Here is a 26,460-nt window from a genome sequence, read left to right as displayed (position 1 = left end):
GACGACGCCGGGGCGGCCGGGGGGCGGGTCAACGCGGCGCAGTCGGCGAACGGTGAGGGCCGCTCGACGCGGCCGGCGGGAGCGGCGGACCGCTCCGGCTCGTTGGCGGTGCACCCGGCGACGGCGAACAGCGCGGGGACGAGCAGGGCGGCGAGTCGCCGGTTCACGGCACCTCCGCGGCGACGGCCTGCGCCGGCACCAGCTCCGGGTCGACCCCGGCGGCGACCGCCAGGTCGCGGGCGCGGGGGCCCTTGAGCAGCTTCGCGGCGGCGGCCGGCTCGGTCGGCCCGGTCCCGTACGACGGGCAGAGCTTCGCCAGTGTGCAGGCCCCGCAGGCGGGCTTGCGGGCGTGGCAGACCCGCCGGCCGTGGAAGATGATGCGGTGCGAGAGCATGGTCCACTCCCGCTTCGGGAAGAGCGCCCCGATCTCGTGCTCGATCTTCACCGGGTCGGTCTGCGTGGTCAGCCGCCACCGTTGCACCAGCCGCTGGAAGTGGGTGTCGACGGTGATCCCCGGGACGTCGAAGGCGTTGCCGAGGATCACGTTGGCGGTCTTGCGACCGATGCCGGGCAGGGTAACCAGGTCGGCCAGTTTCCCGGGAACCTGGCCGTCGTAGCGCTCCACCAGGGCCTGGCCGAGCCTGATCAGCGAGTCGGTCTTGTTGCGGTAGAAGCCGGTCGGGCGGATCAGCTCCTCCAGCTCGGCCCGGTCCGCCGCCGCGTAGTCACCGGCGTCGCGGTAGCGCGCGAAGAGCTTCGGCGTGACCTCGTTGACCTTCTTGTCGGTGCACTGCGCCGAGAGGATGGTGGCGACGGCCAACTCCAGCGGACCGGAGTGGTCGAGTTCACAGTGCGCGTCGGGGTGCGCCTCGGTCAACGCCCGACCGATCCGCCGGGCGCGCCGGGTACGACCGAGTTCCGTCTCGACCCGGCCGGGAGAGCTGACAGTCACGCCGGCCAGCCTACGTCGCCGCTCCGACCATCTGCCGGGCCCGCGCCCCGCCGGCTCAGCCGGCCTCGGGTGCGCTGATCGTCCCGTCGGCGTCGAACCGGGCACCGGTGTTCGGGAAGTCGCCGCGGCTGAGCTGCCGCACCAGGCCGAGGCCCTGGTTCGCGGGGTCCATGGTCGGCTTGCCGACGGAGTTCATCCGGGTGGAGGTGAACGAGCCGTCGACGAAACTGCCGTCCGGGTGAAGCGACACCTTCAGCACCCCGCCCCAGCCCAGCCGGCCGCTGGGGTTCAGCGACCGGCCGCCGCCGGCGAAGTTGCCGAGGCTGTACGCGATCAGCCGCCCCTGGTGGAACTCCATGCCGCGCAGCACGTGGGGGCCGTGCCCGACCACGAGGTCGGCACCGGCCTCGATCACGGCGTGGGAGAACTTCACCGGGTCGCCCCGGTTCTCGCCGTAGAAGATCTCGGTGCCGGGCTTCACCCGGGTCTTGTCGGCGCCCTCGGCGCCCATGTGCACCTGCACCACCACGAGATCGGCCATGGTGGCGGCCTTCTCCACGACCGCGGTGGCGGCGTCGATGTCGGTCAGGCTGTTCGACCACGCGTACGACGAGAAACCCGCGACCGCCACCTTGACGCCCTTGACGTCGACCACGGTGATCTGGTCCGGCGCGCCGGTGTGCTTCAGGCCGTGCTCCTCCAGCGCCTTCTGGGTGTTCGCGTAGCCCCGCGCCCCGTAGTCGTAGCCGTGGTTGTTGGCCTGGTTGAGCAGTTGGAAACCGGCGGCCCTGAGGTGCGCCGCGTAGCCGGGCGGGGCCCGGAACTGGTAGCAGGCGGTGGAGTCGGGCGCGCACTTGCCGGTGCCGGTGTCGTCGGTGAGCGGCTCCTCCAGGTTGCCCATCACCAGGTCGGCGGAGAGCGCGTCGGCGACCTCGTCGAAGAAGCCCTTGCCGCCGTTGGCGGGCAGCCGGGACGGGGCGTTGCCCATGACGATGTCGCCGGTCGCGGAGAGCGAGATCGCCGGGCGCGCGGCCGGCTGGTCCGCGCTCGCCCCGGGCAGCGGGGACCCGCTGGCCGATGCGCCGCCGCCGGGCTGCCAGACCGCCCCGGGCTTCGCCGATCCGCCGCAGCCGGCGGACAGCAGCACGGCGAGAACCGCACCGGCGGCGAGCACGGCACGACGGGCCGAGCGGTTCGGGCGGGGCGAGGAAGGCTGCATCGCCGGCGACCCTACCCGGGCCGGTGGCGCTCCGACGCCGGCCGATCGGTCGGAAATCGCCCGGCCGCCCACCGGTCGGACCACGGCACACAGGGCACGGCACCACCGTCGCGGACGGCGGCGTGCACCGCCCGGGCCAGCGGCGCGCCCCAGGTGGAGCGGGGGCCGGCGTACGGCACGACCGGCCCGTTCGCGGGGCAGAGGACGGTGACCGCGTCGGTGGGCGTACCGGTGCCGACCAGGCCCAGCTCCCGGATCGCCTGCGTCTTCGCCTCGGTCGCGGTGGCGACGGCGTTGACCAGGGCGGCGTCGCCGAGCGCCGCCGGGACGTACACCACGATGTTGACCGTGCCCACCCGTTGGGCCGGCGCGGCCGGGGCCGGGGCGGCGGCCTGCACGGGGTTGCCCAGCCCCACCGTGGCCCAGGCCCGGACGCCGGTGTCGGCCCGGTGCACCGCCTCGGCGACGTCCACGCCGGTCAGCAGGCCGACCCCGGGCCCGTCCAGGCCGAGCCGGTCGGCGAGCGCGGCCAGGTGGTCCGCCGGGTCGTCCCGGTGGTACGACATCGGCACCGTCGCGTTGACGACCCAGTGCCGTACCCCGATCCCGCCGCCGAGCGGACCCGAGCTGACCGCCCGCAGGGGCACCCCGGCACGCCACACCAGCAGCGGGATGTCCCATCCGTCCTCGGGGCGGGTGGTGAGGAAGGGCTCGCTCAGCACGCCGGTCACCCTACGGCCTCGTCGCGGCGACCCGGGGTGACGGGTCGCCGGATACTAGCCCTTGATCAGGCCGGGAAGGTTACGCCCAACGATCAAGTTTCGAGGGGTGCGGCTCTGATTCGTGCTCACATGCACTTAGACTTGGCGGCGCGCGAGGGATAAGCGGACGGCGGACCCGGCCGACGGACGGCGACGCGCAACCGGAGGTGCGCGATGGACGAGGTACTGGCCCGCAGCGGGATCTTCCAGGGTGTCGACCCGGAGGCTGCCGAGGCACTCGCCAAGGAGATGGAGACGATCGACGTCCGCAAGGGCGAGGTCGTGTTCAACGAGGGCGAGCCCGGCGACAGTCTCTACATCCTCCTGTCGGGCAAGATCAAGGTGGGGCGCCGGGCCGCCGACGGCCGGCAGAACCTCATCGCGGTGATGGGGCCGTCGGACATGGTCGGCGAGCTGTCGCTGTTCGACCCCGGCCCGCGTACGGCGACGGCCACCGCGGTGACCGACACCCGGCTGGTACGCCTGCGCAAGCAGGCGCTTCGGCCCTGGCTCAACAACCGGCCCGAGATCGCCGAGCAGCTGCTGCGGGTGTTGGCCCGTCGGCTCCGCCGGACCAACGACTCGCTGGCCGACCTGATCTTCACGGACGTGCCGGGTCGGGTCGCCAAGAACCTGCTGCAGATGGCTGGCCGGTTCGGCACCCGCGACGGCGGCGTCCTGCGGGTGACCCACGACCTGACCCAGGAGGAGATCGCCCAGCTCGTCGGCGCCTCCCGGGAGACGGTCAACAAGGCGCTGGCCGACTTCGCCTCCCGTGGCTGGCTGCGGCTGGACGGCAAGAGCATCATCATCCTCGACCCGGAGCGCCTGGCCCGCCGCGCGCGGGTCTGACTTGGAACCAGCACGAACGGCCCGGGCCTGAGGTTCGGGCCGTTCCCGTTCCCCCACCCGGCTCGGTCGTTTCCTGACCCCGGGCCTGCTCGACTCCTCACCCGCCCAGCCTTGGTCGGCTCCGGTTGCCGCAAGCCGGGCCAGACGGGCTCGCGCTTCTGCCTGACGCAGAATGCCTGGACATGCCGGCTCAGAACGGTGACGGTGGAGGCATGCTCGACCGGGTCGCTGTCCTGTCCGACGTACATGGGGTCCTGCCGGCGCTGGAGGCCGTGCTGGCCGAACCGGACGTGGCAGGCGCCGACCTGATCGTGGTCACCGGCGACATCGCGGCCGGCCCGCAGCCGGTGGAGGTGCTGGACCTGCTCGCCGGGCTCGGCGACCGGGTGTGCTGGGTACGCGGCAACGCCGACCGGGAGCTGGTCGAGGTCCGGGCCGGGCGTCCCAGCCCGGTCGACGTCTCGAACTGGGCGGCCAGGCAGCTCCGCGACGACCACTTCGCCCGGTTGGCGGCACTGCCGCTGACCGTCACCCTGGAGATCGGCGGCCTCGGTCCGGTGCTCCTCTGCCACGCCACACCACGCGACGACGAGGAGGTCGTCCTGGTCGACTCGCGGCTGGAGCGCTGGGCGGAGGTGTTCACCGGAGTGCCGGCCGAGGTGCGCACGGTGGTCTGCGGGCACACCCACATGCCGTTCACCCGGCTGGTCGACCGCCGGCTCGTCGTCAATCCGGGCAGCGTCGGTATGCCGTACGGCGGTCCCGGTGCCTTCTGGGCCCTGCTCGGCCCGGGGGTGCAGCTCCGGCACACCCTCTTCGACGTGGCCGCCGCCTGCGCCCGGATCGCCGCCGGGTCGACCTACCCCGACGCCGCCGGGTGGGCTGACGAGTACGTGCGCTCCCGGCACAGCGACACCGACGCGCTGAGCGTCTTCGCGCCCCACGACGGCCGCAGCGCCCACCGGTAGAGCGTGGGCTCGGGCAGGGGCACCACCGAGATCGCTGGGGCACGCGCCCGCCTCAGGCCGCGTGGGCAGAAGTGCGGCCACCCCACTCAGCGCGCGGTACGGCAGGCCGCGTCGATCCGGTGCACCGGGCGTACCCGCCGGCCCAGCCCCTCCAGCAGCGAGTCCTCGACGTGGAAGTCACGCACCCGTAGTTGGTGCCGGGGCAGTTCCTCCTCACTGGGGCAGAGCACCTGCCCGCGCACCTGATCCACCGGCACGTAGCGGACCCCGCCGCGCACCTGAAGGATCACCATGTTGACGTCGTCGGTGGTCACCACGTGCCCCCGGATGTCCTCCGTCACGTCCGAGCCGTCGCCGACGGTGGTGACGGTGAGCGGCAGCACCGGCGTGCTGATCACCGGCAGCGCCGCCCAGACCAGCACCACCAGCACGGCGACCTGGGTGAGCGAGGCGAGCGGGCGCACCACCACCCCGGGCAACGGCCCGGCGACGAAGAGCGCCAGCAGCGGCGGCACCACCAGCAGCACGATCGGCAGCGCCTCGCCCTGCTGCCAGGCGTCACGCAGCGTCGGCACGAGCAGCCAGAGGTAACCGGCGAACACCGCGGCGACGACGAGCACCCGGGGAACGGCCCGCTCGTGCAGCTGTTCCGGCCGCAACTGGAACGCGGCGGCGGCGGCCGGCACCAGCAGCGGCAGGTACAGCAGCGGCCACGTGACCAGTGCCGTCAGGAAGCTCGCGGCCACGAACCAGGCCGGTATGACCTCGATCCACCGGGCGAACAGGGGCCGGCGCGGCGCGGCGCGCACACCGGCGGCCAGCACCGCGCCGAGCGCGAAGACCGCGACCAGCGCGGTGGAGAGCAGCCGGGCCGCCGTGGTGAGGAAGCCGGCCAGCAGATTGATCGGCCCCACGTTCGCCACCAGCAGCAGGGTGGTCTGCAACTCGCCGCCGGCCTCCACACCGAGCCGGAGCACCGAGAAGATCGTCGGTACGCCGACCACGGCCGTCCAGAACGACTGGCTGGCCCGCGCGCGACGCTCGACCTGGTCCCATCCGCTGTCGGCGGCCGTTCGGCTCGGCTCGGCGGCAGCGGACTCGCCGCCCGGCCCAGATGGCGGCGGTGCCGGCACCCGTGGCGCGGGAGCCGTCGGGCCGGCGGCGTCCGGGTCGCCGGTGGTGGCGCCCGCCGCCCTGCTCATCGCCGGGGCGCCTTGTCGTCGAAGTCCACCAGCCTCGGCACATCGAGCGGCTGCGGCTGGCGCTTCTCCGCGCGCAACCATGGCCCCAACGTCCGGTTGTAGGCGGTCTGCCAGGGGCTTGCCTGCCCCATGCGCCCCTGCTGGTAGCTCTTGTCGAGGAAGTACGCCACCAGGTCCCGCAGCGCGGGGTCGCCGATCGGGACGCCGACGCCGAGCAGTTCACTCGTGCCGAACGGCATGTCGACGATCTCGAACTCGGTCGGGTACCGGGCCAGGAAGCCGGCGAGGATGGTCTCGTCGGAACTGACCGCGTCGTAGCGGCCCGCCCGGATGCCGGCCACGCAGTCCCCGACGTTCTTGACCACCTGTGTGCGGATCTGGTGTTTCTCCAACTCCGCCTCGGAGGTGGAGCCGCCGCTGGTGCAGATCTTGTACTTCGGGTCGCGGAGGTCCTCGATGGTCCGGATGGCGTCCTTGTGCCGGGCCGGCACCATCACCTCCTGGGTGGTGACGAAGTACGGCCCGGCGAAGCTGACCAACTTCTTGCGCTCCTCGGTGATGGAGAAGCTGGAAACCACGAAGTCGACCAGGCCGCCCTGTAGCGCGGGGATCCGGTCCTCGGTGGACACCGACACGAACTCGATCCGCTGGTCCCCCTCGTAGCCGAGGGACGCGGCGATGTAGCGGGCGATCTCGACGTCGAAGCCGACGCGGACACCGTTGCGTACCTCGCCCATCAACGGTTCGTTGGTCGCCACCCCGACCCGCAGCGTGGACTGGCCCCAGATGTGGGACTGGCGGAGCTTCTCCTGCACCGAGGGAAGCTCCGGTTCCTGTTGGCTGTCACAGCCGGCGGCGGCGGCGAGAAGCAGCGTCGTCACCACGGCCACGGTGGTCGCGATGGAGCGGAATCGGGATCCGCGGGTGTGCACACGCATGAGCGACCTCGCTACGTGCCGGAGTCTGGAAGACACGTATCGTAGCCGCCGCTGTCGAGCGGTGACCGCCCCGACGTCGCCCGCCGGGGTGGTGAATGGGACCGGGGTACGACGGGTGATGTCCCACCCGTCGTACCCCGGCGTCCGTCAGCGAACGGTGAGCGTCCCCACCGCGGGCAGCGGCGCGACGACCGGCGGGAGCCGCTTCGGCTCGCCCCGGGCCGGCCGCCCGTCGCTGGCCAGCGTGCTCTTCGACTCGGCGGCCCGGGTCACCTCGGACTCGGTCGGCACGTCCGTGAAGGGCTGCACGTCACCGACGCAGACGGTGCCCTTCTTCGGCAGCGTGCCCTTGAGCAGGTACGCGTCGATCGCCCCGGTGGCGCAGTCCGAGGTGCCGTACGCGGTGTGACCCCAGTTGTCGCTGCTGAGCAGCCGGCTGTTCGGCAGCAGCTTGGCCGAGCTGACCGCCGCGTCGTAGTTGGTCGCCGGGTCCCAGTAGTTGCCGACCACCAGCACCGGGGCGGCGGTCTTCCGGTTGAACGGGCCGGTGTAGGCGTCCTCGTCCCGGACGGTCCAGGTGTCCCGGCCGCAGGACGCGGTGGCCCAGGCCCAGGCCCGGCCGAAGTACGGGGCGCGCTTGTCCTCCGCGGCGCTCAGCGCCGGCCAGTCCGCCACCTTCTTCGGGTGGTACGCGTCGGTGCAGTCCACCGTGAGGAAGGTCTCGAACCCGTTGTGGTACGGGAAGTCGAACCGGCGCTGTTGCCGCGCCCGCTCGGCCCGCGCGGCGAGGCCCTTGTGCGCCTCCGCCAGCCGGGCGGCGCTGACCGACGCCGGCTCGATGACGGCCAGCAGTTGGGCGGTGATGGCGTCGATCTGGGCGTAGCCGTACGGGCTGTAGAGCGCGCCGAGGCTGGCGCCGACGAAGTCGGCGTAGCTGACGGTGAAGCTGCCGAAGTCCGGGTCCTCGATCACCACCGGGCTCTTCTGCAGCCGCTTCGCCACCTTCTCGTACGCCGCGTGCGGGTCGCCGGCGGCGATGGAGCACTTCTCCGCTCCGGCCTTCTCGCACCGGTCGAGGATCTCGCGCAGCGCCTTGTACGCCCCGTCGGCGCTACGCAGCCGGGTCTCCTGGAGCTGCTCGCGGGCCTTGCCCTGGCCGACCCAGGCGTTCGGGTCGAGCACGCCGTCGATGACGACCGCGCGGACCCGGTCGGGGAACATGTTGGCGTAGTACTGGCCGAGCGCGCTGCCGTAGCTGAAGCCGAGGAAGTTGAGCTTCTTGTCGCCCACGGCCCGCCGCAGCACGTCCATGTCACGGGCCACCTCGGCGGTCGACATCGCGCCGGTGAGCGGCTTCCCGGTGGTGGAGCAGGCCTTGCCGACCGCCCGGGAGGAGGCGATGTACGCGTTCTCCTCGGCCTTCGTCCACGGGAAGGCGACGTTCAGCCCGGCGTACGCCCGGGTCTGGTCCTTCACCGAGGGGAAGCACTTGACGTTCTGGCTGGCGCCGACGCCGCGCGGGTCGATCCCGACCACGTCGAACCGGTCCAGCACCTCGTCGGAGAGGAAGTCCGGCGCGGCGAGCGCGATGTCGGTGCCGGAGCCGCCCGGGCCGCCCGGGTTGACGAAGAGGCTGCCGATCCGGGCCTGCTGGTCGCGGGCCTTGACCCGGAGCAGGGCGACCTCGGTGGTGGGGCCCTTGGGCTGGTCGTAGTCGAGCGGCAGGTCAACCGTGGCGCACTCGGCGTAGCCGTAGCAGGCGTACCAGTCAAGCTTGGGCGTCGGCACGCGGTCGACCCGCTTGGCCTCGGCCGGGCTGGTCCGGTCCGGTGTGGTCGGACGGCCGAAGCCGGTGCTGAGCGGGGACGCGGTCGCGGGCGCGACCACCGATCCGGCGAGAAAGAGGCCGGCGACTCCCGCCGCTGCCAGGGACCGGGACGTACGTGGCATGTGGATGCCTTCCGGTAAAGGATGGGAACTGTCGAGGAGGGTGCTCCTCGGCCTTCGTCACTCTAGGGACGGACGGCAACGCAAGTGGGCCGACAAAACGCCGCCAAACGGCTTTTCTTCCGAGCCGTGTAACGAATTTTTCATGATCGACGCTGGGATGGTCCACACTGTCTCCACGCGTCACGGGGTCGTCGCGGTCCGTGCTACCCCGGGACAAGGCGGAGGTCCACCGGCACGCGGCTTGACAGCCGGCGCGGCAGGGAGATGCTTGTCGGGTGAGGCGGATCCTCAGGCCGGACGCGCGCACCGTGGCGGTGCTCGCGTCGCTCGCGGCCGTCGCGGCGCTGGTGGTGCTGCTGGCCTGGCGTCCCGCCGGCATCCTCCTGGTGGGGCTGGCACTGCTGTGCGTCGTGCTCGCCACGATCACCGGCACGGCGATGTCCGCGGTGCGCGAGCGGCGCGGCCGAACGGAGGCCGACGAGGTTCCGTCTGGTCAGCCGGAAACCCTGCCCGCCGGCCTCGACGCCGACACCCTGGACGCGCTGGACAGCACGGCGGTGCGGGCCCGGTTGGGCCTCAGCGACCGGTGAGGGTGGGGACGAGCAGGGCGTTCACGCCCTTGCCGGCGAGGCACCGGTAGGTACGGTCGGCGTCGGTGCTCGGTGGCAACACCTCCAGGCGCCACCCCTGGGGCTGCTCGATCCCACTGGTCAGCCGAAACGTCCGCAGGCTGCACACCTGCCGGACGGCCGGATCGGCGACGATCTCGGCATGCGCCGCGCCGACCAACGTGACGGGCAGCTCCCCCTGGGCGTAGGTCTCCCAGGTATGTCGACCGTCACAGGAGACCTCGGCCGCCTCGGCACGCCCGGCACGCAGCCGGACCGGTCCGAAACACTCCAGATGCGCCGCGCAGCCGGCCCCCGACGGCAGGGACGCCACGGTCGTCCCCGCGCAACCGGGAAGAGTGCGCCCGCTCGCGCCCGGATCGACGGAGGCACTGGCCACCGGTGTCGGCGCGACCACCAGGGGTGAACCGCCGGCCATCCACGCTCCGGCGCTCGCCGACGCGGCCAGGGCGAGCACCCCGGCACCGCCGAGGAACCAGCGTCTCCGCCGCCTGCTCGGCGGCGTCGCCGGACGGGCGTCCTCCACCGGTGGCCGGGGCGGCCCGGACAGGTCCACCCGGTACCTTCCGCCGGTGGTGGCGCCACCGGAGGTGGGTGCGCCGCTGACCGGCGCGCCGCTGACGGGCGACGAGGCCGTGTCCAACGGCAGGTCACGGAGCAGATCGCGCAGCTCGATCGCGGACGGGCGGGCCCCGGGATCGTTGGACATCCCGACGCGGAGCACGTCGACCAGCTCGGTCGGCACCCCGGGCAGCTCCGGGATCGGCTGGTTGAACATCTCCAGCACGGTGACCAGGCTCGGGTTCCGCTCGGACTGCCAGCGCGGCGGCCGGCCGCTCATCACCGCGTAGAGAGTGGCGCAGAGCGCGTACACGTCGACGGCCGGCGAGGGCGGGCTGTGGCTGAACATCTCCGGCGGCGCGTACGCCGGGGTCAGCACCTCCAGGGTGACCGAGGCGTCACGCGCCTCGGCCAGCACGGCGAGCCCGAAGTCGGCGAGGACCGCCGGGTTGAAGTGCGAGTAGAGGATGTTCGCCGGCTTGACGTCGCGGTGCAGCACCCCGGCGGCGTGCGAGTGGGCGAGAGCGTCCGCGATCTTGACGCCGAGGTCGCGGGTCTCCGCGGCGCCGAGCGGGGAGGTGCGCATCCGCTCGGCGTACGAGCCGTCGCAGAGCTCCATGATCAGGTACGGGTGCTGGTCGACGGTGACCCCGACGTCGAAGAGGTCCACCACGTGCGGGTGGGACGACATCCGGCCGGCGGCACGCGCTTCCCGGAGGAACCGGGCCTGGTCCCGCTCGCTGTCCAGCGTCCGATTCTCCACCTTGACAGCGACCTCCCGCCCCACGGAGATCTGGGTGGCCTTGTAGACGGTGGCGTAGCCACCCCGGGCGAACACCTGCAGATCGGTCAGACCGGGCACAATAGGCAGCCGGAGGGCGCCGGGCGGGGTGTCGGTCACGGGTTCGAAAATACCTGTCCTATCGGGCCGCTCAGCCGAGCGTACCGGCGGTGGACCCGGGGCCGGCGGCGCGACGGGCGTCCCACCGCAGACCGGCCGCGGTGGCAACCGCGCCGAGCCCCTCCCACAGGGCCACGCCGAAGAACCCGGCGGGCGCCACCCCGGCCAGCACGGTCAGCGTGAACACGGCGAAGGTGACCAGCCGGAAGACCACCGTGAAGCGGTAGAAGGCCCGCCATTCGGTGGCCACCGCCAGCAGGTAGTAGACGCCCATGTTGAACGAGGCCATCGAAGCCGCGATGAGGAACGGGCCGGTGTGGTCGCCGGCCTCCCGCCGCGCCGGCACCTCGAAACCGAGTATCCGCAGTTGCGCCTCGGGCCAAACGAGACCGAGCGCGCCGAGCAGCAGCGCCAGCACACCGAAGACCGCCATGGTCCAGCCGGCGCCGGAACGCGGCAGCCTCATCCGTCCTCCCCGTCCACGGCCGCCACGGCGGGCGGCCTCCTGGACCCCACACGCTAACCGGCATCCCCGACCCGCACATCCCCGGAACCGCCAGACCTCAGACCGACGCGGAGCATCGACCCCGCCACCGATACGGGTCCCCCTACCGGAGCACGGCAACGCGCCAGGGGCCACCGCGAGGGGCGCGCTTCGGCGCGCGGGGACGCTCAGTCCGCCCGGTGCAGCGGACCCCACTCGGCGGACGCCTGCTCCTCGACCGCCCGGTCCGCCTCGCGGAGCGCCCGCTCCGACACCCACGCCACCGGACGGTCGCAGCGGACCAGCGGCTCGTTGTCCGGCCCGCGCCCGCACTGCTCACCCACCAGCACCCACGGCCGCACCCCGGGGCCACGCAGCTCCCGCAGGTGGCGATAGTCGTAGAGCCGTCGGGCCACCCACAGGCGCAACGGCCGTTCCCCCCACCAGTCCTCCACGGTGAGCGGGTTGGCGGAGAGCCCGGGCAGGTCGATGCCGGTCAGCGCGTCCTTGCTCGACTGCCCGGGCGCACCGGCGGTCAGGTCCACGTCGGGCCCCAGCGACCAACGGACGTACAGTTCCTCCTCCGGCTCGCTCGCGCGCAGGACCTGGACCACCTGGTCCAGGTCGCCGAGGACCGGCATCACCGCCCCGTACCGCGTGCCGTTCATGACCGTTCTGTGCCCACCGGAACGCGACCCATTCATCTCCTCCACCCTGGCCCACCCGTCACTGGTCTCGACGGTGGTCGCCAACCCAGGGGACATTGTTTCCGAGATCCGGGGAAGCGGCGCGGAACGCGGGATCTTCGCGCCGAGATCGCTCCGGTCGCGGCGGGTGGGGACCGTCAGGAGCCGGTGAGGCGGGCGCGGAGGGCGTCGGCGGCGGCGCGTTCGCTGCGCTGCTCGGTCACGTACGCCAGCCGGACCGCCTCCTCGGCGCTGGCCAGCGCCTCGACGGGCCGGCCGCAGGCGGCGAGGGCCTGCGCCAACACGCTCGCCCCGATCACCTGACTGCGGACGTCCTCGGCGGGCGCGGCGACCGCCCGGCGGGCCCAGTCCAGCGCCTGTTCCCGCTGGCCGTGGTCGAGCAGGGCCGAGGCGTACCGGGCCATGGTCTGCCGGCGGGAGAAGAGCAGCGTCGGGTTGCCGGACGCGGTGGTCGCCAGCGGGGCGAGCAGACCGACGGCGGTGGCCGGATCACCGGCCGCCAACCGGGCCGTGGCCAGCAGCACCCGGGGCGCGACCTGGGCCGGCGCCTGCGGGTTGTGCGGTTCGACGGCGGTCAGCACCGCCCGGGCGTCCCGTTCGGCGGTCTCGCAGTCACCCATGTCCAGGGCCACGAAGCCGCGCAGGGTGCCGGCCATCCCGGTGAGCAGCGGGTGCGAGGTCCGCTCCGCGTACGACAGGGCGTCGGTGAGCAGGTCGGCGGCATGCTCCGGCTCGCCCAGCCCGCGCGCCACCACCCCCCGCGCGACCAGCGCGAACCCGCGTCCCCAGTCGTCGGAGACCTCGGCGAAGTCCCGGTACGCGCGGCGTGCCGCCCGGTCCGCCTCGGCGATCTCCCCCAACTCGGCCCCGGCGAACGCCTCCACGGCACGCAGCGTGCCGACCGCCCACGCCTCGCCGACCCGCTCGCCGAAGGGGAGGAACACCCCGGCCAGCCGGCAGGCCTCCCGGAGCCGGCCGGCGAGCAGCCGGGCGAAGGCGGTCGTGCCGCGCAGCCAGGCCCGGCCGTACGGATCCCGCAGTTCGGCGAAGAGCCGGGCGGCCCGGCCGAGCACCGCGTCGGTGCCGGCGAAGTCGCCCCGGGTGGTGGTGACCCAGGCCAGGTTCTGCAACGACCACGCCTGCCCGCGCGGGTCCTGCGCGGCGAGACTCACCTGGTACGACGCGGCGAGTCGGCTGCTGGCCTGGCTGAGCCGGCCGGCGATGAAGTCGGCCATGCCGAGCCGGCGCATCGCCGAGGCGCGCAGGGTGGGCAGGCCACCGGCGGTGGCCACCTGCAAGGCCTCCTGCCAGGCGGCCGTCGCCCGGCTCTGGTCGCCGAGTGCCTGGTGGGCCTGTCCGGCGAGCAGTAGGGCGCTGGTCCGCACGGCCGCCTCGTCCCCGGCGTTGGCGGCGATCTTCTCGGCGAAGGCGAGCGCGTCGCCCGGTCGCCCGACCTGGAGCAGCGCCCGGGCGTGCACCACCCGGTCCGCGGCGGGCACCCCGTCGCGGGCCAACTCGGCGGCCCGCTCGGCGTACTCGACGGCAAGGGCCGGCTCCCCGGCGTGCAGCGACCGGCGGGCGGCTCGGCCCAGCGCGGCCACGCCCAGCGGGGCGACGGTCCGGGCCGGCGCGTCGGGGCGGAGCTTGACCGCGTCGGCGAGGGCCGCGGCCCGCTCCACGTGCCCGGCGACGAAGTCGTCGCGTGCCGCGTCGGTGAACCCGCCGGGCGGGGCGCCGGTGCCGCCGGGCGCGGCCCAGCGGGCCAACGCGGCGTGCCGTTCGGCCAGTTCGGCCTTGCTGACCCCGGTGTACGCGGCCTCCCGCATCAGCGGGGTGGCGAAGGCGTAGCCGGTACGGGTGCGGTGCAGCATCCGCCGTTGCAGCAGTTCCTCGACGGCCCGCGTCAGTTCCACGGCGGCCACCGCGGCGGGCCGGCCGCCGAGCCCTGCGCGCTGCTCGCGCAGCACCTCCAGCGCCCCGTCCGGCACGGTGTCGCCGACCACGGCGGCATCACGCAGGACCGAGCGGGCGTCCGGTGGCAGCGCGTCGATCCGGGCCGCGAGGACGGCCGCCAGGTCGCGCGAGAGCAGCCGGCTGCCCAGCGAGCCGGGTGCCAGCCGCCAGCCACCGGGGCCGCTGCGACGGTCGGCGTACGCGGTGAGCGCGCCCCGCTCCATCAGCAGGGTGACCAGCTCGGCCAGGTAGAACGGGTTTCCCTGGGCGGTGGCGAGCAGCCGGTCCGCGTCGGCCTGGGGCAGCTTCCCGCCGCCCAGGTAGCTGGTGAGCAGTCGGGCGGCGTCGGCTCCGCGCAGCGGGGGCAGCGCGTGCACCTCGGCGTCGGCGACACGGGTCAGCGCACCGGCGGTGCGGACCAGCTCCGGGCGGCCGAGCAGCAGCACCAGCACCGGGCCGGTGAGCCGGGAGAGGGTGAGCCCGAGCGCGCTGATCGTCTCGGCGGTCGCGTCGTGCAGGTCGTCGACGATCATCACCAGCGGCGTCTCGCCGGCCAGGGCGCCGAGCAGACCGGCCACCGCGTTCGGCACGGCCTCGGCGTCGGCCGGGGTGGCACCGGCGCTCCACTCCCCGTGGTCGGTGGCGGTGCCGTGCCCGCCGGGCAGCTCCGCGTACCCGAGCAGGGCCAGCAGTTGGTCGGTGGCGAGCGGGCCGCCGCCGCGCTGCCCGAGCCGCTGGCCGAGCCGGCGCAGCCGTTCCTCCACGGCGGGACGGGTGAGCGCGGTGGACATGTCGTTGGGCAGGCCGACCGCGGCCCGGACCAGGTCGGCGAGGGGGGCGAGCCGGCGGCGTTCGCCGAAGGCGGCGCAGCGTACGGAGAGCACCCGGGCACCGGTGTGCGCGGCGTACCGGCCGGCGCCCACGTCGTACCCGGCGGCGAGGCGTTCCACCTCGGCGGCGAAGCGGGACTTGCCGATGCCCGCCTCGGCGGTCATCAGCAGCACCCGGGGCTCGCTGCGGTCGATGACCTCGGCGAGCCGGCCGGCGACCCGCCCGATCTCGGTCTCCCGGCCGACGAAGGGCGCCTCGTCGCCGAGCCCGGAGCGGGTGCCCGGGGCGTCGAGGAGGCCGAGCAGCTCGTACGCCTCGACCGGTTCGCGCTTGCCCTTGAGCCGCAGCGGGCGCAACGCCCGCCAGGAGGCGACGTGCCGGGTGGCGGCGGAGGTGCGGGCACCGGCGTAGACGGCCCCGACGGCGGCGGCGTCGGCCAGCCGGGCGGCGGTGTTCACCGTGTCGCCGATGACCGTGTACTCGATGGCGGCCTGGATGCCGGCGATGACGTCGCCGGTGTTCAGCCCGACCCGCAGGCCGAGCGGCGCGCCGCCGCCCCGTTCGTCGTCGAGCACCCGGCGGACGGCCCGCTGCATGGACAGCGCCGCGCGCACGGCCCGCTCCGCGTCGTCCTCGTGGGCGACGGGTGCGCCGAAGACCGCCATGATGCCGTCGCCGGTGAGCTTGTCGACGTGCCCGCCGAAGGTCTTCACGGCGCCGGCGAGGGCGGCGAGCACCCGGTCGGTGACCGCGCCGACCCGTTCCGGGTCGAGATCCTCCGACCAGGAGGTGAAGTCGGACAGGTCGCCGAAGAGCACGGTGACCACCCGGCGTTCGGCGGTGGGCAGGGTCGCGGCGGCCGGCAGGGCCGCGCCGCAGCTGTGGCAGAACCGTGCCCCGGGGACTGCCAGCGTGCCGCAGACCGGGCAGGTCACGGCTGCTCCACGCCGAGGTGCTCCAGCTGGGCGCGGACCGACCACTCTGCCGCCCACCACAGCGACCGGTCGACGTCGGCGTACACGGTCGCGACGACCTCGGCGGCGGTGGTGGCGCCGGCGGCGACCGCGGCCCGGACCTGGTCGAGCCGGGCCCGGCGGTGGGCGAGGTAGAACTCGGCCGCCGCGCCGCAGTCGGCCAGCGCCGGGCCGTGCCCCGGCAGCGCCGGGATCCCCCGGTACGTGGCGAGCAGTTCCAGGCTGGCGAGGTAGTCGCCGAGGTGGCCGTCGGGGTGGGCGACGACGGTGGTGCCCCGGCCGAGGATGGTGTCGCCGGTGAGCACGACCCGTTCGTCGCCGCGCCGGGCCAGGAAGCAGACGGAGTCGCGGGTGTGCCCGGGGGTGGGCACGAGGCGGATGGTGAGGCCGGCCGCGTCGAGCGGGGAGCCTTCGCCGAGCGGGTCACCGCCGATGGTGTGGGCCGGGTCGGCGGCCAGGACCGCGACGCCGCCGAGCCGGCCGGACAGCGGGGGGGCGCCCTCGGTGTGGTCGGGGTGCCCGTGGGTGATCAGCAGGGAGGCGATGGGACCGTGCGCGGCGATCCGGTCGAGGTGCCCGTCGTCCGCCGGCCCGGGGTCGACCACCACGGCGGGCGCCCCGGGGGCCGCCCGCAGCACCCAGGTGTTGGTGCCGTCGAGGGTCATCGGGCCGGGGTTGGGCGCACGCAGCAGCGTCACCCAGTCCGGCAGCGCGTCGGCGAGCGCCGCCGCCGGCGCGGTCAGATGCCCGGTCATGGCTGCGATCGTACGACCCTGCCCGCCACTCCCCGCGATCTTGCAGGGTCCGTCCGGCGTTTGTGGTTCTTCACGCCTTTCGTCCGGCAGAGATCGCGGGGGTGGCGGGCGACGCTCAGGCGACCTCGACGATGACGTCGATCTCGACCGGGGCGTCCAGCGGCAGCTCGGCGACCCCGACCGCGGAACGGGCGTGCCGACCGGCCTCCCCGAACACCGCGCCGAACAGGTCGGACGCGCCGTTGATCACGCCGGGCTGGCCGGTGAAGCCGGGTGCGCTCGCCACGAAGCCGGTCAACTTGACGATCTTGACGACGTTCTCCAGACCGACCAGCGCGTCCACGGCGGCGAGGGCGTTCAGTGCGCAGCGCGCGGCCAGGTCCTTGGCCTGCTCGGCGGAGATCCCGGCGCCGACCTTGCCCGTGGCGAGCAGCTTGCCCTCGGCCATCGGCACCTGGCCGGAGACGTAGACGTGCTGCCCCGACTGCACCGCCGGGACGTAACTCCCCGCCGGCGGGGCGACCTCGGGCAGGCTCAGACCGAGCTCGGCGAGCTTGGCGTGCGGACCGTTGCTCATGCCTTGGGCCGCTTCAGGTACGCGACGAGCTGCTCCGGGTTCGGGCCGGGAACCACGGAGACCAGCTCCCAACCGTCCTCGCCCCAGTTGTCGAGGATCTGCTTGGTCGCGTGGACCAGCAACGGGACCGTGGCGTATTCCCACTTCTGCATCGGTGGAAGGCTCCCTTGCCTGACGTGGACGTGTTACCGGCACAGCCTACGGTTCGGACGACGGCCGGGGCGCGGGACGTTGCTCCGGCGCCGCCGGCGCCTCGCCGCAGGGGCCTTCGTGGTCGTACGGCTGGGGGCATCGGGAGCGGTCCGGCAGCAACAGGTCGCAGAAGACCCGGTGCCGGTTGTTCTGGTCGTCGGCGGTGGAGACGGTGGTCTCGCCGGCGTCCAACTCGGCGAGGAAGCCGAGCGAGGTGGCCACCGTGCCGGCCAGCGCCGTCGCCGCGGTGAGGTCGGCCACCCGGATCGGCAGGTGGATGACGTAGCCGGGTTCCTCCTCGTCGCGCGCGCGGTCGCTGGAGCGGCTCAGGATGCGCAGCACCTCGTGCGGTTCGGCGTGCCGCCGGTAGGACCGCTCGTTGAACGGCAGCCCGCCGCCCGGGGTACCGGTGTCACCCCGGGCGCCGAGCCGCCCCGCCCGGTCCCCGGGTGGGAACTGGGCTCGAGCGATGTTGTCCGCGTCGCGCATGCACTGCCTCCGGGCCTCGTACGTGATCTGATCACCATCCGGACCGGACCCCCTGTCCGACCCGTCCCCCGTACGGGCACGAAGGTAGGACCGGCGCCAGTGCGCCACAACGGGACGCGCGCGCCTGACCACGCCAAGTCACATATGCGACACAAGGCGGGTCCGGAAGACGATCGCGCCGAACCGGCACGTCGTGCGCGACAGGTCACAGCCGGCCCCATCGACCGCTACCCTTCTGCCACGAACGGGCGATGAGGGTTCGCCCGGCGTACCCGAACCCGCGTCCGCGCCCGGGGAGGCGAGGACGCCCTTCCCCGGGGGGACCACATGAACCGACCACCGACCGGCGGTGTGACCGGACCGGCCGACTCCCCGTCCTCCGGCCCGGCCTTCACGGGCCCGGCGGCTCCCTACCCGGCCCACCGGCCCGCCGCGGGGAAGCCGAAACGGAGCCGGCTCGCCGTCTCGCTCACGATCGCCGCGGCGCTCCTGCTCTGCGGTGGCGGTGCGGCGGCGTACCTGGCCCTGCGCGACCGCGAGGACGGTGCCGGCGCGGCGGAGCCGGCGGTGGCGGTGGACAACTTCCTCAGCGCGGTCTACCAGGAGCGGGACGCGCAGAAGGCGGCCGGCTTCGTCTGCGCGGCCTCGCGAGACCAGCAGAAGATCGCCGCCAAGGTCGCCGAGGTCGACAGGTACGCCTCGGGGCACGCCAACCCGCGGTTCCGGTGGGCCACCCCACGGGTGGACAACCAGACCGGGGACCGGGCCACGGTCAGCGCGCGGGTCGTCATGACCACCGCCGACGAGAAGATTGCCGAGCAGGCGCTGCGCTTCACGGTCGTGCGGGAGAGGGGTTGGTGGGTCTGCGAGGTGGCTTGACGCCAGCGGGTGGATAGGCTCGACGGGTGCGAGCAGCTGAGCCCCCGACGGAACCGGCTCGTGCCGGCTGGCCGTCCCGCCTGCACGTGGTGACCGGCAAGGGTGGCACGGGCAAGACGAGCGTGGCGGCGGCCCTGGCGTTGTCCCTGGCCGCCGGTGGCCGGCGCACCCTGTTGGTCGAGGTGGAGGGGCGGCAGGGCATCGCCCAGCTCTTCGGGACCGACCCGCTGCCGTACGAGGAGCGGCACCTGACCGACGCCCCTGGTGGCGGCGAGGTGCGCGCCCTGGCGGTGGACGCCGAGGAGGCCCTGCTCGAATACCTCGACATGTTCTACCGGCTCGGGGCGGCCGGGCGGGCGCTGCGCAAGCTCGGCGCGATCGACTTCGCCACCACCATCGCCCCCGGCCTGCGGGACGTGCTGCTCACCGGCAAGGTGAAGGAGGCCACCACGCGTACCAGCGGGCAGCGGCGCACGTACGACGCGGTGGTCCTGGACGCGCCGCCGACCGGGCGGATCGGCCGCTTCCTCAACGTCACCGCGGAGACCGCCCGGTTGGCGAAGGTCGGGCCGATCAAGACCCAGAGCGAGGGGGTCGCCGCGCTGCTGCGTTCCCCGATGACCGCGGTGCACGTGGTGACGCTGCTGGAGGAGATGCCGGTCCAGGAGACCGTCGACGCTATCGCCGAGCTGACCCAACTCGGGTTCCCGGTGGGGCGGGTGATCGTCAACAGCGCCCGGCCACCGCTGCCGGTCGGCCGGGACGTCACCGCGGCGGAGCTGCGGCGGGGCCTGCTCGCCGCCGGGCTGCCGGCCGACCGGGCGACCGTGACCGGGCTGGTCGACGAGGCGCGGGACCAGCAGGTCCGTCGCGAGCTGGAGGATTCGCTCCGGGCCGACCTGGTGGAGCTGGGCCTGCCCATGACCGAGCTGCCGCTGCTGCCCGACGGGTTGGACCGGGCCGCGCTGGCGACCCTCGCCGAGGTGCTCGGCCGGGCCGATTGACTCACACCTGCCGTCGGCTCGACGCGCGGGCGGCAGCGGCCCGATACGCTCGATTGGTGCCTTCCGAAGACGCGGCGCCACGTCTGGACGTCGACCAGATCCTCGCCGACCCCGGTGTGCGGATCGTCGTGTGCTGTGGCGCCGGTGGGGTGGGTAAGACCACCACGGCGGCGGCGCTCGCGCTGCGGGCGGCCGAACAGCACGGACGACGCACGGTGGTGCTCACCATCGACCCGGCCCGCCGGCTGGCCCAGTCGCTCGGCCTGACCGAGCTGGACAACACCCCCCGGCAGGTCAAGGGGATCGAGGTCGAGGTGAGCGGCGGCGAGCTGCACGCGATGATGCTGGACATGAAGCGCACGTTCGACGACGTGGTGCTCCAGCACACCGATCCGGCGAAGGCGGCGGAGATCTTCGCCAACCCCTTCTACCAGGCCATGAGCTCGACCTTCGCCGGCACCCAGGAGTACATGGCGATGGAGAAGCTGGGGCAGTTGCACGCCCGCGGCGAGTGGGACCTGATCGTGGTGGACACCCCGCCGTCCCGGTCCGCGCTGGACTTCCTGGACGCCCCGGCCCGGCTCTCCCGCTTCCTCGACGGCCGGATGCTGCGGCTGCTGCTCGCGCCGGCGCGTACCGGAGGGCGGAGCATGTTCACCTTCGTCACCGCCGGTTTCGGGATGTTCTCGAAGGTCGTGCAGAAGGTGCTCGGCGCCCAACTGCTCACCGACCTGTCCGGCTTCGTCGCCGCGCTGGATTCGATGTTCGGCGGTTTCCGGCAGCGCGCCGAGCAGACGTACCGCATCCTGCAGGCCCGGGAGACGGCGTTCCTGCTGGTCGCGGCGCCGGAGTCGGACGCGGTCCGGGAGGCGGCCTACTTCGCTGGGCGGTTGCGCGAGGAGCGGATGCCGCTGGCCGGGTTGGTCCTCAACCGGGTGCACCGGCCCGCGGTGGAGCTGGACGCGGCGGCGAGTCTGGCGGCGGCGGAGCGACTGGTGGGGTTGGGCGGCCACGAGGTCACCGTCGACGTGCTGCGCGCACATGCCGCGCTGGCCCGGCAGTCGGTACGCGAGCGGCAGGTGGCGGCCCGGTTCACCGAGGAGTTCCCGTCGGTGCCGGCGGTGTCGGTGACCGCGCAGCCCGCCGACGTGCACGACGTCGACGGGCTGCGGACGATCGGCGCGGCGATCAGCCGGCCGTGACGCGCGGCGATCAGTTCGCGGCGGTCACCAGGATCTTGTCCTTGCCGGCCTTGTCCTTGCCGGCCTTGTCCTTGGCGTTCTTCTTCATCGCGGCCTCGAACATCTTGCGCCAGCTCGTCACCTGGGGGTGACGGCGGAGCAACGCCCGGCGTTCGCGTTCGGTCATGCCACCCCACACCCCGAACTCGATCCGGTTGTCGAGCGCGTCGGCCAGGCACTCGTACCGAACTGGGCAGCTCCGGCAGATCCTCTTCGCCACGTTCTGTTCGGCGCCCTGTACGAACAACGCGTCCGGGTCCCCGTTCTGACATGCCGCCAGTGACGGCCAGTCAGCGATCATGCCCATGTGTACACGTCCCCCCTTGCAGTACCTACCGACTCGTGCGACCAGCCGTCGATCTCCCCCCGGTCGTCCGGCCCGTTCCTTCCCCAAGGAGGCACGGACGACGTGTGGCCGTGTCGCCGCCACCATCATGCTCTGTAGTCGCCTGATTACGCAACGTTGTCGGCAAAATCCATCATTCCGGACACTCCCGGCTTCCCGGGCCTTCGCTCGCCGCTTACCCGGCCGGAGTACGTGAAAACGCTGCGCCGCTCCACCGATCGGGTGGAGACTCGGCGCCAGGTCACACGCAACCACGTACCGGGGGTCGTGCGTTTAGCACAACGAGGGTCGCGCGCGCAGGAAATGGGGAAAGAACGCCCCGGCGACCCTCGTTCCCTACTCGCGTACCCTGTCGAGGTGACCTGGATGCGGAAACGTGACCACAATGTCTTCACCAACGCCGCATCGCTACTCGTCTGTGGCCTACTGGCCGGTGTGGTGGTCGCGGCGGCGGCCTTCCCTGCGGTGGCGATGTCCGGACTGGCCGCGAAGGCCGGTGCTGAGACCTTCGGCGCCTTGCCGAAGGAGCTGACCGTCGCCCGCGCGCCGCAGATCAGCTACCTGCTCGCCGCAGACGGCAAGACCCCGCTCGCGACCATGTACGACGAGAACCGCCGGGACGTGAAGCTGGACGACATCGCGCTGGTCATGCGGCAGGCGATCATCGCCGCCGAGGACCACGACTTCTACAAGCACAACGGGGTCGACCTCAACGGCATCGCCCGCGCCTTCGTCAACAACCAGGCCGGCACCAACTCCCAGCAGGGTGCCTCGACGCTGACCATGCAGTACGTCCGACTGGCCATCGCGTACTCGGCGACCCACCCGGCGGACGTGGTCGCCGCGACCGAGGACACCGGGCCCCGCAAGCTCCGCGAGATGCGGCTGGCCATGCAGGTCGACAAGGAGTTCTCCAAGGACGAGATCCTGACCCGGTACCTCAACCTCGCCTCCTTCGGCAACGGCGCGTACGGCATCTTCGCCGCCAGCCAGGTCTACTTCGGCAAGCCGCCCAGCAAGCTCAAGCTGGAGGAGGCGGCGATGCTGGCCGGCATGGTCAAGGCGCCGACCCAGAACGACCCGACCACCCCCAGCGGCCGTCCACTGGCCAAGGACCGGCGCAACTACGTCCTGCAGAACATGGTCGAGACCGGCGCCATCACCCAGCAGGAGGCGGACGCCGCCAAGGCCACCGACATGAAGGTCAAGGACAAGCGCACCCCGAACGGTTGCGTGGCGACCAACAAGAAGGGGTGGGGCTTCTTCTGCGACTACTTCTACCGCTGGTGGATGCAGCAGGAGACGTTCGGCTCGACCACGTACGACCGGGAGCGGCGGCTGAAGAGCGGCGGCTACACCATCACCACCACGCTCGACGTGCAGGCGCAGGACGGCGCCGACAGGGCCGTGCGCAACCAGCTGAGCGAGAACAGCAAGGCCGCCCGGATGGTGGCCGTCGTGGAGCCGGGCACCGGCCGGGTCCGGGCGCTCGCGGTGAACCGCAACTTCAAGCTCGACGACCCGAACAAGCCGCAGAACAAGATGTCCAGCGACCCGGCGAAGGCCAGGAAGAAGATCCGGGGCAACTACCCGAACACGGTGAACCCGCTGCTCACCGGCGGCGAGGGGATCACCGGCTACCAGGCCGGCTCGACCTTCAAGATCTTCACGGTGGTCGCCGCCCTGGAGAAGGGCGTCCCGCTCAGCTACACGATCAACTCGCCGGAGGTGTTCCGGTCGAAGTACATCATCGCGCCCGGCCCGGCGGCCTGCCCCGGCACCAACCTCTACTGCCCCAAGAACGCCTCCAAGAGCATGGCCGGCGTGCACAACATGTGGAGCGGCTTCGGCCGGTCGGTGAACACCTTCTTCGTCTCGCTGCAGCAGCAGGTCGGCGCCGAGAACGTGGTCAAGGCCGCCAAGAAGCTCGGCATCGTCTTCCGCTCCCAGGAGGACCTGACCCTGGAGCGGGGCGCCAACCAGTGGGGCGCGTTCACCCTCGGCGTGTCGCAGACCACCCCGCTGGAACTGGCCAACGCGTACGCCACCCTCGCCGCTGACGGCAAGTACTGCGAGCCGATTCCGGTGCAGCAGATCAAGGGGCCGGACGGCGAGAAGCTCGACATCGCCAACCCGAAGTGCGAGCAGCGGGTCAGCACCGAGGTGGCCCGCGCCGCGGTGGACGCCGCCCGCTGCCCGGTCGGTGACCGGTCGTCGACCTCCCGGTGCGCCGGCGCCACCGCCGGCAACGTCCGCGGCATCGTCGACGCCCCGGTGGCCGGCAAGTCCGGCACCACCGACAGCGACAAGACCTCCTCGCTGGTCGCGATGACCAAGCAGTACGCGGTGGCCGGCATCATGGCCGACCCGGACTGGCCGCAGACCACCCAGAAGATGGGGCACGACGAGACCCCGCAGGGCATCAACCCGGCGGTCTACAACACGCTGAAGACCGCGATGAAGGGGAAGGAGAGGGTCAACTTCACCCCTCCCGGCAACAAGATCATCAACGGTGACCAGCGGTCCATCCCCGGCGTGAAGTGCGAGTCGGTGGACACCGCACGGTCCCGGATCAGGGGTGCCGGCTTCGAGGTGGTCGTCTCCGACACCCGGGTCCCCTCGGAGTGCCCCGCCGGCCAGGTGGCCGGCACCAGCCCGAGCGGCCGCACCATCAAGGGCGGTGTGGTCACCATCGAGATCAGCAGCGGCGGCGGCAGCACGCCGCCGGACGGCCAGAGCACCACCGGTCCCAGTGGGCCAGGCAACCTGCCGCCCCCCAGAGGACCCCGACCCCGCGGCTGAGCCGGACGAACCAACGACGGGCGGGTACCCCTTTCGAGGGGGTGCCCGCCCGTCGGGCGTACCAGGGTCAGAGGCCGAGCTGTCGGCGTACCTCGGCTGCCACCCGGCCACCCTCGGCCCGGCCGGCCACCGCGGTCTGGGCCGCCTTCATGGCCGGGCCCATCTGGGCCTTACCGGTGAAGCCGCCCGCGGCGAGCGCCCCCGCGACCAGTTCGGCGAGTTCGTCGTCGGAGAGCTGCCTCGGCAGGTAACGCTCCAGCACCTCCCCCTCGGCGGTCTCCTTGGCGGCCTGCTCGGCGCGGCCGGCGTCGGCGAAGGCGGCGGCGGCCTCCCGGCGCTTCTTCGCCTCCTTCGTCAGCACCGCGAGCACCTCGTCGTCGGTGAGCTCGCGCTTGGCCCTGCCGGCGACCTCGGCGGTGCCGACGGCGGCGAGCGCCATCCGCAGCGTGGAGGTGGTCAGCTCGTCGCGCGCCTTCAGTGCGGCGCGCATGTCGGCGGTAAGGCGGTCCTTCAGCGTGCTCATGGACGGTGAAACTACCCTGAACGACATGCGAAAGCGCACACTATTCCGGCTCGCCGCCGGCACCGTCGCCGCGGGCGCGGCCACCCTCGCCTACGCGTCGCTCATCGAACGCAACATGTTCACCCTGCGCCGGTACGACGTACCGGTCCTGCCGACCGACACGGAGCCGCTACGGGTGCTCCACCTGTCGGATCTGCACATGATGCCGGACCAGCGGCGCAAGCAGCAGTGGGTGGCGTCGCTCGCCGCCCTGGACCCCGACCTGGTGGTGGTCACCGGGGACAACATGGCCGACCCCGGGGCCGTCCCGGGCGTGCTGCGGGCGCTGCAACCGCTGCTCAACCTTCCCGGCGCGTTCGTCTTCGGCTCGAACGACTACACCGGCCCGGTCTGGAAGAACCCGTTCACGTACTTTCTGCCCAACCGGGAGTACACCGAGGGCACCGCCCTGCCGTACGAGGAACTGCGGGAGGTCTTCGTCGGCGCCGGGTGGGTTGACCTCAACAACGCCCGCACGTCGATCAAGGCCGGTGGCCGGCTGGTGGAACTGGTCGGCGTGGACGACCCGCACATCGAGCGGGACGACTACCCCGCCGTCGCCGGGCCGGTCTCCCCGTCGGCCGACCTGTCCGTCGCAGTCGTCCACTCCCCGGAGCCGGCCGTGCTCGACCAGATGGCCGCCGACGGCTTCAACCTGCTGCTCGCCGGGCACACCCACGGCGGCCAGGTCTGTGTGCCCGGGTACGGCGCACTGGTGACCAACTGCGGGCTGCCCCGCTCTATGGCCAAGGGCCTGCACCGCTGGCCCGGCTCGGACTCATGGCTGCACGTCTCCGCCGGCCTCGGCACCCATCCCACCGCCCCGGTGCGGTTCGCCTGCCCACCGGAGGCGAGCCTGCTGACCCTCATCTCCCGCTGACCTGCCCTCCCGCCGTCCCCTGCGGGCCGGCGTCCCACCGAACGGCCGGTGCCGACGCGGCGGGAGGGGGTACCGAGTTTGACCACCGGAACGGGTGGGCTACTATTTCTCAGCACACCTCGGGGTGTGGCGCAGCTTGGTAGCGCGCTTCGTTCGGGACGAAGAGGTCGTCGGTTCGAATCCGGCCACCCCGACCAGGTAAGAGGGCACATCCGATAGATGGATGTGCCCTCTGTGCGTTGGTACAGCAGTGAAGTACAGCAGCGCTATCGCAGGCTCTCCCCCAGGCGCTTGAGCGCGTCGCGGGTGGCGTCCGAGGACGCCTGCGAATAGATCTCCATCGTGACCGACACCTCGGCATGCCGGAGCGGCTTGCTTGACGTTCCTCGGTCGGTGCGGCGATGCGGGTGGTGTGGTGGTGGGTGGGGCGGCCGAGTCGCCAGCAGGCGTCGATGAGCCGGGCGAGGTGGTCGCCTTCCGGGTCGGCGTAGGCATCGATGGTGTCCGGGGTGAGTCGGGTGGAGCAGTGGCCGGTGACCTCGGTGGACTTGGTGGCGTACTTGGCCAGGTAGGCGGCCACCTTTCCGTCGGTCACGTCCCCGTCGCTGGCGCCGATGCGGCGCACGTCGACCTGTTCCCCCCAGGCGATCGGCCAGCCGTGCGGCCGGTCGGGGTGCGGCGGGGTGGTGACGGTGATCTGCCGGGCGGCGGCGTGGACGGCGGCGTCGAGGTCGTCGGCGGTGATGCCGGCCGGCGGCGGCACCCGGGCGTGCCGGTCGTGCGGGTCGACGCCGTCGAGGCGCAACAGGACGTGGAAGTGCACCGCTCCCCGGCGCTGCATTTCGGCGACC

Annotated in this window: 24 protein-coding genes, 1 tRNA gene and 2 pseudogenes; 9 read left to right on the top strand and 18 right to left on the bottom strand. The window is 72.8% G+C overall.

Annotation, left to right across the window (positions count from 1 at the left end):
• The 4 genes and pseudogenes from E1165_RS29980 to E1165_RS17540 all read right to left on the bottom strand — a co-directional run.
• A pseudogene (locus tag E1165_RS29980) lies at positions 1–167 on the bottom strand (TlpA family protein disulfide reductase); the annotation flags it as partial.
• A complete protein-coding gene (nth, locus tag E1165_RS17550) occupies positions 164–952 on the bottom strand; it encodes an endonuclease III (protein WP_243704838.1) in 789 nt (262 codons plus the stop codon). The gene nth and the pseudogene E1165_RS29980, both read right to left, overlap by 4 nt.
• A 55-nt stretch (positions 953–1,007) precedes the next feature.
• Positions 1,008–2,171 (bottom strand): CapA family protein, encoded by a 1,164-nt coding sequence (locus E1165_RS17545; RefSeq protein ID WP_132392784.1) that lies wholly within the window; start codon positions 2,169–2,171, stop codon positions 1,008–1,010.
• An 11-nt stretch (positions 2,172–2,182) separates the two neighbouring features.
• The gene (locus tag E1165_RS17540; RefSeq protein WP_132392782.1) at positions 2,183–2,893 is read right to left on the bottom strand and encodes an adenosylcobinamide amidohydrolase; all 711 of its coding nucleotides are present in this window, start codon (positions 2,891–2,893) and stop codon (positions 2,183–2,185) included.
• A gap of 213 nt (positions 2,894–3,106) precedes the next feature.
• On the opposite strand from E1165_RS17540, the gene E1165_RS17535 reads away from it, so the two are divergent.
• Both E1165_RS17535 and E1165_RS17530 read left to right on the top strand, forming a co-directional pair.
• Complete coding sequence (locus tag E1165_RS17535; protein ID WP_088976469.1) at positions 3,107–3,784, top strand: Crp/Fnr family transcriptional regulator; 678 nt, start codon at positions 3,107–3,109, stop codon at positions 3,782–3,784.
• A 182-nt stretch (positions 3,785–3,966) separates the two neighbouring features.
• Positions 3,967–4,752, top strand: a complete 786-nt coding sequence (locus E1165_RS17530; protein ID WP_243704837.1) for a metallophosphoesterase — start codon at positions 3,967–3,969, stop codon at positions 4,750–4,752.
• A gap of 86 nt (positions 4,753–4,838) precedes the next feature.
• Here E1165_RS17530 and E1165_RS17525 read toward each other — a convergent pair whose 3' ends face one another.
• The 3 genes from E1165_RS17525 to E1165_RS17515 all read right to left on the bottom strand — a co-directional run bounded on the left by E1165_RS17525 (position 4,839) and on the right by E1165_RS17515 (position 8,842).
• Complete coding sequence (locus tag E1165_RS17525; protein ID WP_132392780.1) at positions 4,839–5,954, bottom strand: hypothetical protein; 1,116 nt, start codon at positions 5,952–5,954, stop codon at positions 4,839–4,841.
• The gene (locus E1165_RS17520; RefSeq protein WP_243704836.1) at positions 5,951–6,835 is read right to left on the bottom strand and encodes a transporter substrate-binding domain-containing protein; all 885 of its coding nucleotides are present in this window, start codon (positions 6,833–6,835) and stop codon (positions 5,951–5,953) included. The genes E1165_RS17525 and E1165_RS17520 overlap by 4 nt, the downstream gene beginning before the upstream one ends.
• 204 nt (positions 6,836–7,039) lie before the next feature.
• Complete coding sequence (locus E1165_RS17515; protein ID WP_132392776.1) at positions 7,040–8,842, bottom strand: alpha/beta hydrolase; 1,803 nt, start codon at positions 8,840–8,842, stop codon at positions 7,040–7,042.
• Positions 8,843–9,117: 275 nt separating this feature from the next.
• Here E1165_RS17515 and E1165_RS17510 point away from each other — a divergent pair, with 275 nt between their 5' ends.
• The gene (locus tag E1165_RS17510; RefSeq protein WP_132392774.1) at positions 9,118–9,432 is read left to right on the top strand and encodes a hypothetical protein; all 315 of its coding nucleotides are present in this window, start codon (positions 9,118–9,120) and stop codon (positions 9,430–9,432) included.
• Here E1165_RS17510 and E1165_RS17505 read toward each other — a convergent pair.
• The 8 genes from E1165_RS17505 to E1165_RS17470 all read right to left on the bottom strand — a co-directional run bounded on the left by E1165_RS17505 (position 9,419) and on the right by E1165_RS17470 (position 17,895).
• Positions 9,419–10,933 carry a serine/threonine-protein kinase gene (locus tag E1165_RS17505; RefSeq protein ID WP_132392772.1) on the bottom strand — a complete coding sequence of 505 codons (1,515 nt, stop codon included), beginning with the start codon at positions 10,931–10,933 and terminating at the stop codon, positions 9,419–9,421. The genes E1165_RS17510 and E1165_RS17505 overlap by 14 nt on opposite strands.
• A gap of 31 nt (positions 10,934–10,964) precedes the next feature.
• The gene (locus E1165_RS17500; RefSeq protein WP_132392770.1) at positions 10,965–11,399 is read right to left on the bottom strand and encodes a hypothetical protein; all 435 of its coding nucleotides are present in this window, start codon (positions 11,397–11,399) and stop codon (positions 10,965–10,967) included.
• 206 nt (positions 11,400–11,605) lie between these two features.
• The gene (locus tag E1165_RS17495; protein ID WP_207916932.1) at positions 11,606–12,085 is read right to left on the bottom strand and encodes a DUF6098 family protein; all 480 of its coding nucleotides are present in this window, start codon (positions 12,083–12,085) and stop codon (positions 11,606–11,608) included.
• 176 nt (positions 12,086–12,261) lie between these two features.
• Complete coding sequence (locus E1165_RS17490) at positions 12,262–15,843, bottom strand: adenylate/guanylate cyclase domain-containing protein (protein WP_132392768.1); 3,582 nt, start codon at positions 15,841–15,843, stop codon at positions 12,262–12,264.
• Complete coding sequence (locus E1165_RS17485; RefSeq protein WP_132392766.1) at positions 15,840–16,637, bottom strand: MBL fold metallo-hydrolase; 798 nt, start codon at positions 16,635–16,637, stop codon at positions 15,840–15,842. Before E1165_RS17485 ends, E1165_RS17490 begins: the two co-directional genes overlap by 4 nt.
• A gap of 115 nt (positions 16,638–16,752) precedes the next feature.
• Entirely contained in the window at positions 16,753–17,214 is a 462-nt protein-coding gene (locus E1165_RS17480; protein WP_132392764.1) for a RidA family protein, read from the bottom strand.
• Positions 17,211–17,366, bottom strand: coding sequence for a DUF4177 domain-containing protein (locus E1165_RS17475; protein WP_013736319.1), 156 nt, complete (start codon positions 17,364–17,366; stop codon positions 17,211–17,213). Before E1165_RS17475 ends, E1165_RS17480 begins: the two co-directional genes overlap by 4 nt.
• A gap of 46 nt (positions 17,367–17,412) precedes the next feature.
• Positions 17,413–17,895, bottom strand: a complete 483-nt coding sequence (locus E1165_RS17470) for a hypothetical protein (RefSeq protein ID WP_132392762.1) — start codon at positions 17,893–17,895, stop codon at positions 17,413–17,415.
• 327 nt (positions 17,896–18,222) lie between these two features.
• Between E1165_RS17470 and E1165_RS17465 the strand changes: the two genes are divergently transcribed.
• The 3 genes from E1165_RS17465 to E1165_RS17455 are packed head-to-tail and all read left to right on the top strand — an operon-like array spanning position 18,223 to position 20,980.
• Positions 18,223–18,774, top strand: a complete 552-nt coding sequence (locus E1165_RS17465) for a hypothetical protein (RefSeq protein ID WP_132392760.1) — start codon at positions 18,223–18,225, stop codon at positions 18,772–18,774.
• 26 nt (positions 18,775–18,800) lie between these two features.
• Positions 18,801–19,778: an ArsA-related P-loop ATPase gene (locus E1165_RS17460; RefSeq protein ID WP_132392758.1), complete on the top strand. Its 978-nt coding sequence runs from the start codon at positions 18,801–18,803 to the stop codon at positions 19,776–19,778.
• Positions 19,779–19,831: 53 nt separating this feature from the next.
• Entirely contained in the window at positions 19,832–20,980 is a 1,149-nt protein-coding gene (locus tag E1165_RS17455) for an ArsA-related P-loop ATPase (RefSeq protein WP_207916931.1), read from the top strand.
• Positions 20,981–20,990: 10 nt separating this feature from the next.
• Here E1165_RS17455 and E1165_RS17450 read toward each other — a convergent pair whose 3' ends face one another.
• A complete protein-coding gene (locus E1165_RS17450) occupies positions 20,991–21,326 on the bottom strand; it encodes a WhiB family transcriptional regulator (protein ID WP_132392754.1) in 336 nt (111 codons plus the stop codon).
• A gap of 405 nt (positions 21,327–21,731) precedes the next feature.
• On the opposite strand from E1165_RS17450, the gene E1165_RS17445 reads away from it, so the two are divergent.
• Positions 21,732–24,167 carry a transglycosylase domain-containing protein gene (locus tag E1165_RS17445; RefSeq protein ID WP_132392752.1) on the top strand — a complete coding sequence of 812 codons (2,436 nt, stop codon included), beginning with the start codon at positions 21,732–21,734 and terminating at the stop codon, positions 24,165–24,167.
• Positions 24,168–24,234: 67 nt separating this feature from the next.
• Here the strand turns inward: E1165_RS17445 and E1165_RS17440 are convergent, their stop codons facing one another.
• A complete protein-coding gene (locus E1165_RS17440) occupies positions 24,235–24,690 on the bottom strand; it encodes a GatB/YqeY domain-containing protein (RefSeq protein WP_132392750.1) in 456 nt (151 codons plus the stop codon).
• 25 nt (positions 24,691–24,715) lie between these two features.
• On the opposite strand from E1165_RS17440, the gene E1165_RS17435 reads away from it, so the two are divergent.
• Positions 24,716–25,609: a metallophosphoesterase gene (locus tag E1165_RS17435; RefSeq protein ID WP_132392748.1), complete on the top strand. Its 894-nt coding sequence runs from the start codon at positions 24,716–24,718 to the stop codon at positions 25,607–25,609.
• Positions 25,610–25,729: 120 nt separating this feature from the next.
• Positions 25,730–25,806 (top strand) — tRNA-Pro (locus E1165_RS17430).
• Positions 25,807–25,985: 179 nt separating this feature from the next.
• Here the strand turns inward: E1165_RS17430 and E1165_RS29975 are convergent.
• Positions 25,986–26,460, bottom strand: a pseudogene (locus E1165_RS29975) (replication initiator); the annotation flags it as partial.

It is taken from the genome of Micromonospora sp. KC723 (genome assembly GCF_004348595.1).
Taxonomy (GTDB): Bacteria; Actinomycetota; Actinomycetes; order Mycobacteriales; family Micromonosporaceae; genus Micromonospora.
The sequence above is the reverse complement of the archived record's forward strand: the minus strand, read 5'-3'. Positions and strand labels throughout refer to the sequence as shown.